At 70.2% G+C, this 12,522-nt stretch carries 13 protein-coding genes and 1 riboswitch; of the genes, 5 read left to right on the forward strand and 8 right to left on the reverse strand.

What is annotated here, in order from left to right:
• Position 1 precedes the first annotated feature (1 nt).
• Positions 2–397, reverse strand: coding sequence for a response regulator (locus J5X75_RS14005; protein WP_208467799.1), 396 nt, complete (start codon positions 395–397; stop codon positions 2–4).
• 151 nt (positions 398–548) lie between these two features.
• Between J5X75_RS14005 and J5X75_RS14010 the strand changes: the two genes are divergently transcribed.
• On the forward strand, positions 549–2,195 hold the full coding sequence (locus tag J5X75_RS14010; protein ID WP_307798071.1) for an ATP-binding protein: 1,647 nt from the start codon (positions 549–551) through the stop codon (positions 2,193–2,195).
• Positions 2,196–2,469: 274 nt separating this feature from the next.
• Here J5X75_RS14010 and J5X75_RS14015 read toward each other — a convergent pair whose 3' ends face one another.
• The 3 genes from J5X75_RS14015 to J5X75_RS14025 all read right to left on the reverse strand — a co-directional run bounded on the left by J5X75_RS14015 (position 2,470) and on the right by J5X75_RS14025 (position 6,696).
• Complete coding sequence (locus tag J5X75_RS14015) at positions 2,470–3,465, reverse strand: ribonucleotide-diphosphate reductase subunit beta (protein ID WP_208468002.1); 996 nt, start codon at positions 3,463–3,465, stop codon at positions 2,470–2,472.
• Positions 3,465–5,873, reverse strand: a complete 2,409-nt coding sequence (locus J5X75_RS14020; protein WP_208467800.1) for a ribonucleoside-diphosphate reductase subunit alpha — start codon at positions 5,871–5,873, stop codon at positions 3,465–3,467. The genes J5X75_RS14015 and J5X75_RS14020 overlap by 1 nt, the downstream gene beginning before the upstream one ends.
• A 128-nt stretch (positions 5,874–6,001) precedes the next feature.
• Positions 6,002–6,211: riboswitch (cobalamin riboswitch) on the reverse strand.
• A gap of 62 nt (positions 6,212–6,273) precedes the next feature.
• Complete coding sequence (locus J5X75_RS14025; protein ID WP_208467801.1) at positions 6,274–6,696, reverse strand: DUF6326 family protein; 423 nt, start codon at positions 6,694–6,696, stop codon at positions 6,274–6,276.
• Positions 6,697–6,834: 138 nt separating this feature from the next.
• Between J5X75_RS14025 and J5X75_RS14030 the strand changes: the two genes are divergently transcribed.
• Both J5X75_RS14030 and J5X75_RS14035 read left to right on the forward strand, forming a co-directional pair.
• Positions 6,835–7,953, forward strand: coding sequence for a sensor histidine kinase (locus tag J5X75_RS14030; protein WP_208467802.1), 1,119 nt, complete (start codon positions 6,835–6,837; stop codon positions 7,951–7,953).
• Positions 7,950–8,603, forward strand: coding sequence for a response regulator (locus J5X75_RS14035; protein WP_208467803.1), 654 nt, complete (start codon positions 7,950–7,952; stop codon positions 8,601–8,603). Before J5X75_RS14030 ends, J5X75_RS14035 begins: the two co-directional genes overlap by 4 nt.
• Before the next feature lie 34 nt (positions 8,604–8,637).
• Here the strand turns inward: J5X75_RS14035 and J5X75_RS14040 are convergent, their stop codons facing one another.
• Together J5X75_RS14040 and J5X75_RS14045 are read right to left on the reverse strand one after the other, a co-directional pair.
• Positions 8,638–9,411 (reverse strand): ZIP family metal transporter, encoded by a 774-nt coding sequence (locus J5X75_RS14040; RefSeq protein ID WP_208467804.1) that lies wholly within the window; start codon positions 9,409–9,411, stop codon positions 8,638–8,640.
• A 93-nt stretch (positions 9,412–9,504) separates the two neighbouring features.
• Positions 9,505–9,678: a CsbD family protein gene (locus J5X75_RS14045; protein ID WP_208467805.1), complete on the reverse strand. Its 174-nt coding sequence runs from the start codon at positions 9,676–9,678 to the stop codon at positions 9,505–9,507.
• Between the two features lie 125 nt (positions 9,679–9,803).
• Between J5X75_RS14045 and J5X75_RS14050 the strand changes: the two genes are divergently transcribed.
• Entirely contained in the window at positions 9,804–10,709 is a 906-nt protein-coding gene (locus J5X75_RS14050) for a phosphatidylinositol mannoside acyltransferase (protein ID WP_208467806.1), read from the forward strand.
• Positions 10,710–10,739: 30 nt separating this feature from the next.
• Here the strand turns inward: J5X75_RS14050 and J5X75_RS14055 are convergent, their stop codons facing one another.
• A complete protein-coding gene (locus J5X75_RS14055; RefSeq protein ID WP_208467807.1) occupies positions 10,740–11,048 on the reverse strand; it encodes a hypothetical protein in 309 nt (102 codons plus the stop codon).
• A gap of 27 nt (positions 11,049–11,075) precedes the next feature.
• Positions 11,076–11,579 carry an NUDIX domain-containing protein gene (locus J5X75_RS14060; protein WP_208467808.1) on the reverse strand — a complete coding sequence of 168 codons (504 nt, stop codon included), beginning with the start codon at positions 11,577–11,579 and terminating at the stop codon, positions 11,076–11,078.
• A 131-nt stretch (positions 11,580–11,710) separates the two neighbouring features.
• Here J5X75_RS14060 and J5X75_RS14065 point away from each other — a divergent pair, with 131 nt between their 5' ends.
• Positions 11,711–12,493 carry a methyltransferase domain-containing protein gene (locus tag J5X75_RS14065; RefSeq protein WP_208467809.1) on the forward strand — a complete coding sequence of 261 codons (783 nt, stop codon included), beginning with the start codon at positions 11,711–11,713 and terminating at the stop codon, positions 12,491–12,493.
• Positions 12,494–12,522: the final 29 nt, after the last annotated feature.

A 12,522-nucleotide genomic window follows, 5' to 3' on the forward strand; every position in this document is an offset into this window, starting at 1 on the left:
GTCAGGGGCAGATCGTCGGTTCCCCGCCCTCGGTGTGGCCGGTCTGCAGCACCTTCTCGACGCACGCGAGCAGGTCACGCGGGAGGAAGGGCTTGCTCAGGACGGCGGTCGCCTGCTCCAGGGGCCGGGTGTCGCCGGGGATCAGGTTGCCGCTGACGAAGATCACCGGGATCCCGCGGGTCTCGGCATGGCTCCGGATCAGGGCGCACAGCTCGGTGCCGGACACGACCGGCATGTTGATGTCGCTGACCACGAGGTCGGGGTGGTGCCGTTGCACGGCTTCCCAGCCGGCGGCTCCGTCGGTGGCCTGGATGACCTCGTGTCCCGCACGAGCCAGCAGGCGCTGCATGACGGCGAGAATGTCGCTCTCGTCCTCGGCGACGACGATCCTTGCCATGCAGGTCTCACCCGCTCCCCGCTCGCGCACCCACTTCATACCACCTTATTGTGATATGCCGGGCTCGGCCGCACACCCGGGAATCCCGCCCGGCCACGCTCGGCTCGACCGTTTCGGCGCACAGCGCAACAGGGGGCGCGACACTGGAGGGGTGGACCTCCGTCCAGCTCCTGACCCCGGTGTCCTGATCGACAAGCTGGTGCCGGCGAACCCCGCTGCGCCGATCATGGAGATGGCCCCCGGGGGCATGTCGCGAACGGCCGCGGATCGGCTCGCCGCGCTGACCGAGGGCGGTGCCCGCGCGGCCTGCGCCATGATCCACCTGGCGGAGGGCGGCCACATGCGGCTGGTCGGAGGGCACAACCTTCCACCCGGCTTCGAGCCGATGCAGCAGGTCCCGATGTCCTCCACGCTGGCCGGGGTGCTCGTGCGCACCGGCTTCCCGCTGGTGGTCAGCGACGTGGAGGCCGACGACCGGGTCCCGGCCGACGCCCCGGTCCGGGCCGTGGGCATCCGCGCCTACGCCGGCTTCCCCGTCCGCGACCCGGCCGGCGCCATCGTCGGGGTCTGCGCCGTCATGGACTACCAGCCCCGGCAGTGGCAACCCGACGAACTGACCGCCGTCGACAACGGGGCCCAGGCGTGCACGGCGTTCGTCGCCGAGCAACGCGCCCACGAGGCCGAGTACCAGCAGCGCCGCTTCCTGGACACGATGCTGGACAGCCTCGACACCGGCGTCGCCGCGTGCGCCGCCGACGGCCACCTGGTGCTGGTCAACCGCTCGCTCCGCGAGCGCCTCAACCTGCCGGCCGACGTCACCGACCTCGACAGATGGAGTACGTGGCTGCCGATCACCACGACGGACGGCGAACCGGTCGACCCGGCTCAGATGCCGCTGGGACGGGCGCTGCACGGCACCGACGTCCGCGGCAACGAGTTCGCGGTGCAGACCCGCGACGGGCGCCGCCTGATGCGCATCAACGCCCACCCGATCACCGACCACCAGGGCAACCGGCTCGGCGCCGTCTCCGTCCACCACGACATCACCGACGCCCACCACGCCGCACACCTGCAGGAGATGCTCAGCCGCGCCAAGGACGAATACCTCAACCTGGTCGGCCACGAGCTGCGCACCCCGGTGACGATCATCGTCTCGTACCTCGAACTGATGGCCGAGGCCGAACCCGACACCCGCGCCGCCGACCTGGTCCCCCTGATCGAGGCGGCCCGGCGCGGCAGCGAACGGCTGCGCCGCCTGGTCGAAGCGCTCCTGGACCTGTCCGCCCTCGACGCCGGCCGCACCGAACTCACGGTCACCGACATCGACCTCGTCACCGTCGTCAACGGCGCCACCTGCGCCAACGAGGCGAACGCGCAGGCCAAGAGCATCTCGCTCACCCAGACCACCCCGGCCCGCATGCCGCTGCAGGGCGACCCGCGCCGGCTCACCCAGATGGTCACCGCGCTCGTGGACAACGCCATCACCTACACCCCGAAGGGTGGCGCCGTCAGTGTGACCGTCTCCGGCGACGACACGACCGCCGTCATCGACGTCACCGACTCCGGACTCGGCATCCCGGAGCATGAACGCCCGCACGTGTTCGACCGCTTCTATCGCGGCGCGGTCGCCACCGAACTGGCCATCCCCGGGGCCGGGTTGGGGCTGCCGATCGCGAAGCTGATCGCCGACCGCCATCACGGCACCATCACGATCAAACCCTCGAACGGCCGTCCCGGCACGACCACGCACGTCGAGCTGCCCCGCAACCTCCCCACCCGCGGTGACACCCATCGGTGAAAGGGTCACCGCGCCGGCGGTTCGAAGCCGGTGCGGATCCGAGCGCCCCGGCTCACGCCGATGCCGTAGCCGTGGGCGGCGAGGACGAGATGGCCCGCCGACACCCGGGCCGCGGTTGTTCGAACCCTCTCACGCGCAAGGGCGCCCCGGCGATGCTGGATCATCGCGCGCCGGAGCGCCCTTGACGACGGAACGACGGATCACGGCCAAGCAACTGACGCTCCTGCCGCCATCCTGCTGTAGTTGCCAGACTTATGCAACAAGGCCGCGCGGGTCAGAAGTCGTCGTCGAACGTCACCGTTCCGGTCACGCCGACCTGGTACGCCGAGACGCGGCGCTCGAAGAAGTTCGACAGCTCCTGGACGTCCTGGAGTTCCATGAACGCGAACGGGTTCCCGCTGCCGTAGACCGGTTCCATGCCGAGCGCCAGCAACCGCCGGTCGGCGACGTGTTGCAGGTACTCGCGCATGTCAGCCAGCGACATGCCGGAGACGCCCTGCTCCAGCAGGTCGGCGGCGAACTGGACCTCGCATTCGACGGCTTCGGTGAGCATGTCGCGGACCTGCTGCGCCATCTCGGCGTCGAACAGGCCGGGTTCCTCGGCGCGGACCGTGTCGACCACGTCGAACGCGAACGCCATGTGCATGCTCTCGTCGCGGAACACCCAGTTGGTGCCGGACGCGAGACCTTGCAGGACGCCGCGGGAGCGCAGGAAGTAGACGTACGCGAACGCGCCGTAGAAGAACAGGCCCTCGATGCACGCGGCGAAGCAGATCAGGTTGAGCAGGAACGCCCGCCGGTCGTCGCGGGTCTTGAGTTCGCGCAGTTCGAAGACCGAGTCGATCCACTTGAAGCAGAACTCGGCCTTGCGGGCGATCGAGGGGATGTTCTCGACCGCGGCGAACGCCTCGAACCGTTCCTTCTCGTCCGGCACGTAGGTGTCGAGCAGGTTGAGATAGAACTGGACGTGCACGGCCTCCTCGAACAGCTGCCGGGACAGGTAGAGCCGGCCCTCCGGGGAGTTGACGTGCTGATACAGGTTGAGGACCAGGTTGTTCGCCACGATCGTGTCGCCGGTGGCGAAGAACGCGACGAGCCGCGACACCAGGTGCTGCTCCGCGGGGGTCAGCCGGGCCAGGTCGGCGAGGTCGGCGTGCAGGTCGACCTCCTCGACCGTCCAGGTGTTCTTGATGGCGTCCTTGAAACGGTCGAAGAAGTGCGGGTACTTCATCGGCCGCAGGGTCAGGTCCATTCCAGGGTCGAGCAGCATTACTGGCACGCCTCACACGATTCGGGGTTTTCCAGGGAGCAGAGTTCGGCCTCGGTCAGCGCCGGGATCAGCGACACCGGCGCGACCGGTACGGCGGCCGCCGGGGTGGTGACCGCGACGGTCGCCTGCTGAATCCGGGTCGCCGGGCGCGACCGCAGGTAGTAGGAGGTCTTCAGGCCGGCCTTCCAGGCGTACAGGTACATCGAGGACAGCTTGTTGATGGTCGGCGCCGCCAGGAACAGGTTCAGCGACTGTGACTGGTCGATGTACGGCGCCCGGGCCGCGGCCAGCTCGATCAGCGCCTTCTGCGGCAGCTCCCACGCCGTACGGAACAGCTCGCGCACGTCGGCGGGGATCTCGGCGATGCCCTGCACCGATCCCTCGGCGCGTTTGATCGCCTCACGGATCGGGGCGGTCCAGAGTCCGCGGGCCTTGAGCTCGCGTACCAGATAGGTGTTGATCTGCAGGAACTCGCCCGACATGGTCTCGCGTTTGAACAGGTTGCTGACCTGCGGCTCGATGCATTCGTAGCAGCCGGCGATGGACGCGATGGTGGCCGTCGGGGCGATCGCGATCAGCAGCGAGTTGCGCAGGCCGTGCTCGGCGATCGACGCCCGCAGCGCATCCCAGCGCCCGGTCTGCGAGACGGTGGCGCCCCACAGGTCCGGGTGCAGGTCGCCGCGGGCGGCGCGGGTCTGCGGATACGCCGGGTGCGGGCCGAACCGCTGGGCGAGCGCGACCGACGACTCCAGCGCGGTCAGGAAGATCTCCTCCTGGATCCGGGTGGACAGGTCGCGGGCCTCGGCCGAGTCGAACGGCAGGCCGAGGATGAAGAACGCGTCCTGCAGGCCCATCAGGCCGAGGCCGACCGGCCGCCAGCGCGGGTTCGACGCCGCGGCCTGCCGCGACGGGTAGTAGTTGATGTCGATGACCCGGTCCAGGTAGACGACCGCGGCGCGGACGGTGTCCCTCAACTTCACCCAGTCGACACCGTCAGCATTGACGTGTGCACTCAGGTTGATCGAGCCGAGATTGCACACGGCGGTCTCGTCGTCGTCGTTGACCTCGAGGATCTCGGTGCACAGGTTGGACAGGTGGATGGTGTTGCCCGGTTCGCCGGTCTGGTTGGAGAGCGCGTTCGACCGGTCCTTGAACGTCATCCAGCCGTTGCCGGTCTGCGCCAGGGTTCGCATCATCCGCCCGTACAGATCGCGGGCCTTGATGGTTTTGACCGCCTTCTTCTCGGCCCGGCGGTAGGCCTCGTCGAACGCCTCGCCGAAGAGGTCCGGCAACTCGGGGGCGTCGGACGGGTCGATCAGCGACCAGTCCTCGTCGGCCTCCACCCGGCGCATGAACTCGTCCGGGATCCAGTTGGCCAGATTCAGGTTGTGGGTGCGCCGGGACTCCTCGCCGGTGTTGTCCCGCAGCTCCAGGAACTCCTCGACGTCCGGGTGCCACGGTTCGAGGTAGACGCAGGCGGCGCCCTTGCGCCGGCCGCCCTGGTTGACCGCCGCCACCCCGGCGTCGAGGGTCTTCAGGAACGGGACGATGCCGTTGGACCGGCCGTTCGTGCCGCGGATCAGCGCGCCCCGGCCACGGACCCGGGTCCAGGAGATGCCGATGCCGCCGGAGAACTTCGACAGTTTCGCCACCTGGTGGTAGCGCTCGTAGATCGAGTCGAGCTCGTCGCGCGGCGAGTCGACCAGGAAACACGACGACATCTGGGTGTGCCGGGTGCCCGAGTTGAACAGCGTCGGCGAGGACGGCAGGTAGGCCAGCGACGACATGAGCCGGTAGAAGCCGATCGCCTCGCGGGCGTCCTCCGACAGGCCGCAGGCGACCCGCAGCAGCCAGTACTGCGGGGTCTCCACGACCAGGCGCGACCGCGGGTGGCGCAGCAGGTAGCGGTCGGCGACGGTACGCAGCCCGAAGTACTCGAACCGCAGGTCGCCGGCGGCATCGACGGCGTCGTCGAGTTCGCGGGCGTTGCCGGCCACGAACGCGGCGGTCCCGTCGCCGATCAGGCCCTGCTGGTGGGCGTACCGGATGGACTGGGAGAAACTCGCGACGCCCTGGCCGCGAACCTCCTTGTCGACGTACGCGGCGAGCAGGCGGGCCGCGAGCTTCGAGTACTGCGGCTCCTCACCGATCAACTCGGCAGCCGTCTGGATCGACAGTTTGTCCAGCTCAGCGGTGGTGGCACCGTCGTAGAGGCCACTGATGGTCCGGGTGGCGACCCGCAGCGGGTCGACCTCGCCGAGGTCGGTGACCCACAGCTCGACCGCCTTGACGATCTTGTTGACGTCGACCGGTTCCAGGTCGCCGTCACGTTTCCGGACCCGCATCACGTGCCGGCGCTGCTCCGGCACCACGTGCCCGGCCAGCGGCGGACCCTGTGTCGCTGTCATGTCCCGTCCCCTCTTCACGCCCACTCGACAAGATCGCCGAACGCGCAGGGGGACGCCGCCGTGACCCACGACGGGACGACGGCCGGTGGCGTCAGCCGTCCCACGCGGCCTTCGACCGCCGCACACCGGTGGCGTACGGCGCGCTGGCAGGTCTTCGGACTCGTGGGCGCCGAACACGCTCCTACTGGCCGTCGCTTCCCAGACCCGAAGGTCCAGTGCTTCATGACGGCGGTCGTTCCCACTCACCGCTGCGGGGCAGTCCCGGTTTCACACCGGGTTCCCTGTTGCCTCGGCCACGCCCTGACGGGCATGACCGAACCAGCTGCGGGAGACACCATATATGGATGCGAGCGGAAAGGCATACCCAACATGGTGTGTCGAATCCGTCAGCCGGTCATGATCACTCCACGGTGGGCCAGGTCCACGCGACCCGGGTGACAACCAGCAGGAGCGCCGTCTGCGTCAGGATCCCGGCGATGTAGTAGATCCAGCTCTCCCCGATGAGCGAGGCCGCCGCGGTCACCGCGTAGAACAGGCTGACCACGATGTTGGCGATCCGGTTGACCCGCGCCGGGGCGAGCAGCGAGACGGCGACCATCGACGCGGCGACCACGATGTACAGCGTCGTGAGCACCAGGAACGTCTGGTCGATCGCGAACCCGGCGCCGGACACCTCGCCGGCGAGCACACCGTGGATCACATCGGCGCGGAAGAAGCCGAAGATGTCGACGTAGGCGAAGACGAGCAGCGTGGTGACCCACAGGCCACTGAGGACGATCTTGACGTCGACCCGGGTGTCGACGAGGTCGCTCGTTCGGTTCACGGTCATTCCCTTTCGGTCGCCCGTACCGTTGCCGGGTTCTCAGTCTCGAACGGCCCGGCGGCGCGGCGCCCGGATCCGATGGCCGACGTTTCCCTGGCCTATCGGCCAGGTGAGCGCCCGATCGCTACCGTGACATGCGTGCCGACCGCGGCGGGAAGGTTGCCGTACACCCGGCGCGACGGGACCCTCGCCGCGCTGGTGCTCGCCGTGCTCGTGATCGAGGTGGTCTTCCGGGACCTGACCTGGCGACCGGTGGCCGCCGTCTTCGGATGCGGGCTGGCGCTCGCCGTCCTGGTCCGGCGGACCCATCCGCTGGCGGCGGTGGTGTTCGCGTACGGCGGGTTCGCGGTCCTCGACGTCGCCGCGTTCGCCGTCGGGGCCGACCCGGTGGTGCTGCACGCCGGCTGGGTGGTGCTGGTGCTGGACTATGCGCTGCTGCGGTGGGGCGACGGCCGCGACGCGGTCATCGGGCTGGCGGTCATGGCGGTGGCGGTGGCCGCCATCGTCGGCGTCGACTTCCCCGGGGTCGCCGAGACGATCGCCGGGATCGCCGTCCTGCTGTTCGCCGCGGCCCTCGGCGCGTCCGTACGGTACCGGGGCATCGCCCGTGAACAGCTGATCGCGCGGGCCCGGCTACAGGAACGCGAACAGCTGGCCCGGGAACTGCACGACACCGTGGCCCACCACGTCTCCGCGATCGCGATCCAGGCGCAGGCGGGCCTGTTCCTGGCCCGGTCGTCGTCGCTGAGCGGAGCGACCGAGGCCCTCGAGACCATCGACCGCGAGGCGGCCCGGACACTCGCGGAGATGCGCACGATGGTCAGCGCCCTACGCGATCATCAGCAGCGGCCGCCGCTGGTCCCCCGGCACCGGATCGCCGACATCGAACGCCTCGCCACCGACGGGACCGAGGCGCCGCGCATCGGCGTCGCGCTGCACGGGGACCTGACGAACCTCCCGCCGGCCGTCGAAGGCGCCCTCTACCGCGTGACGCAGGAATCGATCACCAACGCTCACCGCCACGCCCAGCAGGCGACCCGGGTCGACGTCGAGGTGACCGGCGGCGCCACCGAGGTCCGGCTGACGGTCAGCGACGACGGCGCCCGCGTCGCGTCCGCCGCCCATCGGCCCGGGTACGGGCTGGTCGGCATGACCGAGCGGATCACGCTGCTGGGTGGCACACTCACCGCCGGACCGCGGCCCGATCGCGGCTGGACCGTGCGGGCCGTCCTCCCCCGCCGGGACGCCACGCCATGACCATCCGCGTTCTCATCGCCGACGACCAGGGCATCGTACGGGCGGGGCTGTCGACGATCCTCAACGGCCGGCCCGGCATCGACGTGGTCGGCGAAGCGGCCGACGGGCGGACGGCCGTCGCGCTCGCCCGCCGCCTGCGGCCCGACGTGTGCCTGTTCGACATCCGGATGCCCGTGCTGGACGGCATCGAGGCCACCCGTCTGCTCGCCGGGCCGGACGTCACCGATCCGGTCGCCGTCATCGTGATCACCACGTTCGACACCGACGAGTACATCTACGGGGCCCTCCAGGCCGGCGCCCGCGGCTTCCTGCTCAAAGGCGCCGAACCGGACCAGCTGGTCCAGGCGATCCACGCCGCCGTGCAGGGTGACGCGCTCATCGACCCGGCCGTCACCGGCCGGCTGCTCGCCACGTTCGCCACCCGCGGCCCCGCCACCGCGGCGGTCCAGCCGATCGACGCCCTGACCGAGCGGGAGGAGGACGTGCTGGGCCGGGTCGCGCTGGGCCGGACGAACGCCGAGATCGCGCGGGAGCTGCACATCAGCATGAGCACGGTCAAATTCCACCTCACCGGCCTGATGACCAAACTCGGCGCCCGGAACCGGGTCGAACTCGCCATCTGGGCCTACCGGACCAACCGCGTCACGTGACGCCCGCCCCGGCCGGCGCATGGTCACGGCTCGGTCAGAGGGTGGCGAGCACGAACGACGACACGAAACCGGCGGTGGTGCTGAGGGCGACGAGCGGACCACCCTTCTCGTACGCCTCCGGCATCAACGTGTCCGCCAGCGAGGCGAGGACGGCCCCCGCGGCGAACGCGAGCGGCAGTGAGATCGTCTCCGGCGAGGTCGCCGACAGCGGCCCGGCGCCCAGGACCACCGCGAGCGTGAGCAGGGCGGCACAGGTCAGCCAGGTGCCGAGGATGAACGCCTGGGACCGGCCCTGCGCCCGCATCGAGGCGCTGCCCACCAGCGCCTCGGGAAAATTCGAGACGAAGATCGCGGCCAGCAGGGCCAGCCCGCCACTGCCCTCCCCCAGGGAGACCCCCAGAGCGACATTCTCCGGTACGCCGTCGAGCGTGACCGCGGCGAGCAGGGCGAGCCCGGCCGCTCCCGAGGTCGAGGCGGTGCTCGGCGGCCGCTGTCGTGCGGCGGCGTCGACGTCGAGCTTCTCGCTGCCGTGGGCTTCGGGATGGTGTCCCCGGGCGGCGCGGTCGAGCCAGGTGCTCAGAACGGTGAACACCACCGCGCCGACGATCAGGCCGACGGCGGCGCGCCAGATTCCGCCGTGCTGGTAGGCGTCGGCGAACAACTCGAACGACAGGGCGGTGATCAGGGCGCCGGCGGCGAAGGCGAGCATGGTCGCCAGCACCCGCTTGGGCAGTTCGACTCTCGCCCCGAGCACGGCGCCGAGGACCAGCGCGCTCGAGGCGATGATCCCGAAGATAAGCGCATCCACGTCCGCCGATTACCCACTTCCGGGTTTCCTATCGCGTGGAACGGCGGACGGGCCGTGACCGACATCGCCACAGCCCGTCCGTACGGTGAATGGTCAGGACTTGAAAGCGTCCTTGATCTTCTCGCCGGCCTGCTTCAGGTTCGCGCCGGCCTGGTCGGCCTTGCCCTCACCTTCCAGGCGTTCGTCGTCGGTGGCCTTGCCGACGCCTTCCTTGACCTTGCCGCCGATCTCCTCGGCCTTGTTGTCGACCTTGTCGTCGAATGCCATCGGGCACCTCCGGGTCACCGTGGTTGGGTGGATACCAGGTGCATACCCGGAGGAATGTTCGGCAACCGCATGCCCTTCATCACCTCCCTACTGTGGAGCCGGCCGGTGACCGTTACCATCCCGGCGTGGAAGAGGACCTGACCAGCCGGCTCTACAGCCTCGCCTGGCGGGTCACGCCACGGCTGCCGGACCCGGTCGCCGCGGCCGTCTTCGGCTCCGTCGCCGCCGGGATGCGCTGGTCCGGCCTGGGCGGGGTGCGGCAGCTGCGGGTCAACCTCGCCCAGGTGCTCGGCCAGACCGCGGACAGTCCCGCCGTGACCGCCACCGCCGCTCGGGGCGTGCACTCCTACCTGCGTTACTGGCGGGAGTTCTTCGGCCTCACCGGATGGAGCCGGGACCGGATCCGCGACACCGTGGTCTTCGAGTCGCTGGACCGGGTGGCCGCCGCCCGTGACGCCGGCCGCGGCGTGGTGCTGGCGCTGCCGCACAGCGGCAACTGGGACCTGGCCGGGGCCGCGCTGGTGCTGAGCGGGCACCCGTTCACGACGGTCGCGCAGCGCCTGCGCCCGGAAGGGCTCTACCAGCGGTTCGTGAGCCACCGGGCGGCGCTCGGCATCGAGGTGCTCCCCGCCGACGAGACCCGGCGGGCGGTCACCGCGCTCACCCGGCGGCTGCGGGCCGGCGAGGTGGTGTGCCTGGTCGCCGACCGGGACACGTCCGCGGCCGGCATCGGCGTGCGGTTCTGCGGCGCGCCGACGACCTTCCCGGCCGGGCCCGCCCAGCTGGCGCTGCGCACCGGGGCCGCGCTGCTGCCGGTGTCACTCTGGTACGACGGCCCGCGGCTCCGGGTCCGGATCCACCCGGAGATCGTCCCGGGCCGTGACGGCGCCACCCGGGCCCGGGTGGCGGCGATGACGCAGGAGCTGGCCGACGTCTTCACCGGCGCCGTCCGACAGCATCCCCACGACTGGCACGTGCTGCAACCGGTCTGGCCCGCTGCGGAAACACGAGCTGGTCGACCCGTTCCTTGAGGAGTCGCTCGACCTGATCGCGGCCGATGGTCACTGAACGCCGTAGATGTCCAGGAGCTGGCAGCATCGCAGCTCGACGGATTCCTCCAGACCGTCGAGTTCCACGTCCACCAGAACGTCACCGTCCGGGGTCCTCGCGAAATACAACTCGACGCGGGAGTCGCCCTCGATGACGACACCGAACCAGTCCTCGCTGTCCGCATCCGAAGAGTCCACGCCGGCGGCGATCGCGGTCAGGTCGGCCTCGCTCCGGGCCATGCCGGCGATCGCCCCGACGAACGGCAGCAGGTTCGAACCCGGAATCCAGCCGTGCATCGTGCCGCGTGGCTCCGTCCGCATCGTACGAATCTAACGCAGTTTCGATCTTCACAGGCCGAGGGTGACCGGCTCGGCGGGTATCCCCGATGTGAGCAGGCCGGCCAGCGGTGTGGCGAGGTCGCGGGGCGAGAACAGGTCGGGTCCGGTGTAATCGATGATCTCGGAAAGCCGCCACCATCGAAAAGCACCGATGTGCTCGGCGGCGATCTGCTCGTCGGTGAACCGCCCTCGAGGCTCGAAGCGGCCGGCGCGGACGAGGAAGTAGTCGTTGACCATGCCGTCGAAGCCGGGCGCATGATCCGGGGCGACGATGACCTGACGCCAGACGTGCACCGGGTCGGCGCCGGTGACCAGGCCGGTCTCCTCAAGCAGCTCACGGCGCAACGCGGACAGCCCGTCCTCCCCCGGCTCCACGCCGCCACCCGGAGCAGCCCAGACGCCTTGCGCCCCGTCCGGAACCGCCGGGTGCGGCGCGACGAACCGGCACAACAGGACCTGGTCATCCTCGTCGAGGATGATCGCGCGGACGGCGATGCGAAGATTTAGCGACATGGCGGACTCCAGGTCTCGTGCCGAAGGGTAGTGCTTCCCCAGGCTCGCACGACGGCCGTCCATCCGGCCGCGACGAGATCAAGACCCGCATCGAGAGGAGCTCGCTCGCGTCGACCGGCACCATCTACCGTATGGACACCAGTCGGCCGGACGACAGCACGCGGGCCTTCTACGACGACCTGGCCTCGACGTACGACCTGATCTACGCCGACTGGGAGGGTTCCCTGGCCCGCCAGGCGGAGGCTCTGGACGGGGTGATCCGGCAGGTGGTCGGCGCGGGCCCGATCCGGGCACTCGACTGCGCCTGCGGCATCGGCACGCAGCTCATCGGCCTGGCCGCCCTCGGATACTCGATGTCGGGTGGTGATCTCAGTGCGGCCGCGGTGGCTCGCGCCGCCGTCGAGTGCGAGGCGCGCGGCTTGAGCGCCGACCTCGTGGCGTGCGACATGCGGGGTCTGCCGCACGCGGACGCCGGTTTCGACGCGGTGATCTGCGCGGACAACGCGCTGCCGCATCTGCTGACGGGCGAGGACGTCACGCGGGCGTTGCGGGAGATGCGGCGGGTCGTTCGGCCCGGGGGCGTGGTGGTGGTGACGACCCGGGACTACGATGCCGTCCTCGCTGACCGGCCGGTGACCATGCCCGTCCAGCGTGGCGGGACGGCGGGTCTGCGGGTGGTGACCACCCAGCTCTGGGACTGGCATGCGGCATCCTCGGTGTACGACCTGACGCACCTCCAGGTCAGCGAGACAGCGCCGGGCCGGTGGGTGGCGGCTTCGAGGACGACGCGTTACCGGGCGTGGACGCGGGCCGAGTTGTCCGGGCTGGCGGGTGCCGCCGGGTTGACGGGCATCCGGTGGGCGGCCGGCGCGGAGACCGGGTTCTTCCAGCCGATGATGATCGCCTTCCGCTGACCGGACCCGTCGACCCTGATGCGGCCGCA

This window comes from Actinoplanes flavus, assembly GCF_017592555.1.
Lineage (GTDB): Bacteria > Actinomycetota > Actinomycetes > Mycobacteriales > Micromonosporaceae > Actinoplanes > Actinoplanes flavus.

What these genes read in the sequence shown, in the direction of transcription:
- J5X75_RS14005 (WP_208467799.1), bottom strand. Translation starts at nt 397, where the DNA reads ATGGCAAGGATCGTCGTCGCCGAGGACGAGAGCGACATTCTCGCCGTC.
- J5X75_RS14015 (WP_208468002.1), bottom strand. Translation starts at nt 3,465, where the DNA reads ATGCTGCTCGACCCTGGAATGGACCTGACCCTGCGGCCGATGAAGTAC.
- J5X75_RS14020 (WP_208467800.1), bottom strand. Translation starts at nt 5,873, where the DNA reads ATGACAGCGACACAGGGTCCGCCGCTGGCCGGGCACGTGGTGCCGGAG.
- J5X75_RS14035 (WP_208467803.1), top strand. Translation starts at nt 7,950, where the DNA reads ATGACCATCCGCGTTCTCATCGCCGACGACCAGGGCATCGTACGGGCG.
- J5X75_RS14045 (WP_208467805.1), bottom strand. Translation starts at nt 9,678, where the DNA reads ATGGCATTCGACGACAAGGTCGACAACAAGGCCGAGGAGATCGGCGGC.
- J5X75_RS14055 (WP_208467807.1), bottom strand. Translation starts at nt 11,048, where the DNA reads ATGCGGACGGAGCCACGCGGCACGATGCACGGCTGGATTCCGGGTTCG.
- J5X75_RS14060 (WP_208467808.1), bottom strand. Translation starts at nt 11,579, where the DNA reads ATGTCGCTAAATCTTCGCATCGCCGTCCGCGCGATCATCCTCGACGAG.
- J5X75_RS14065 (WP_208467809.1), top strand. Translation starts at nt 11,711, where the DNA reads ATGGACACCAGTCGGCCGGACGACAGCACGCGGGCCTTCTACGACGAC.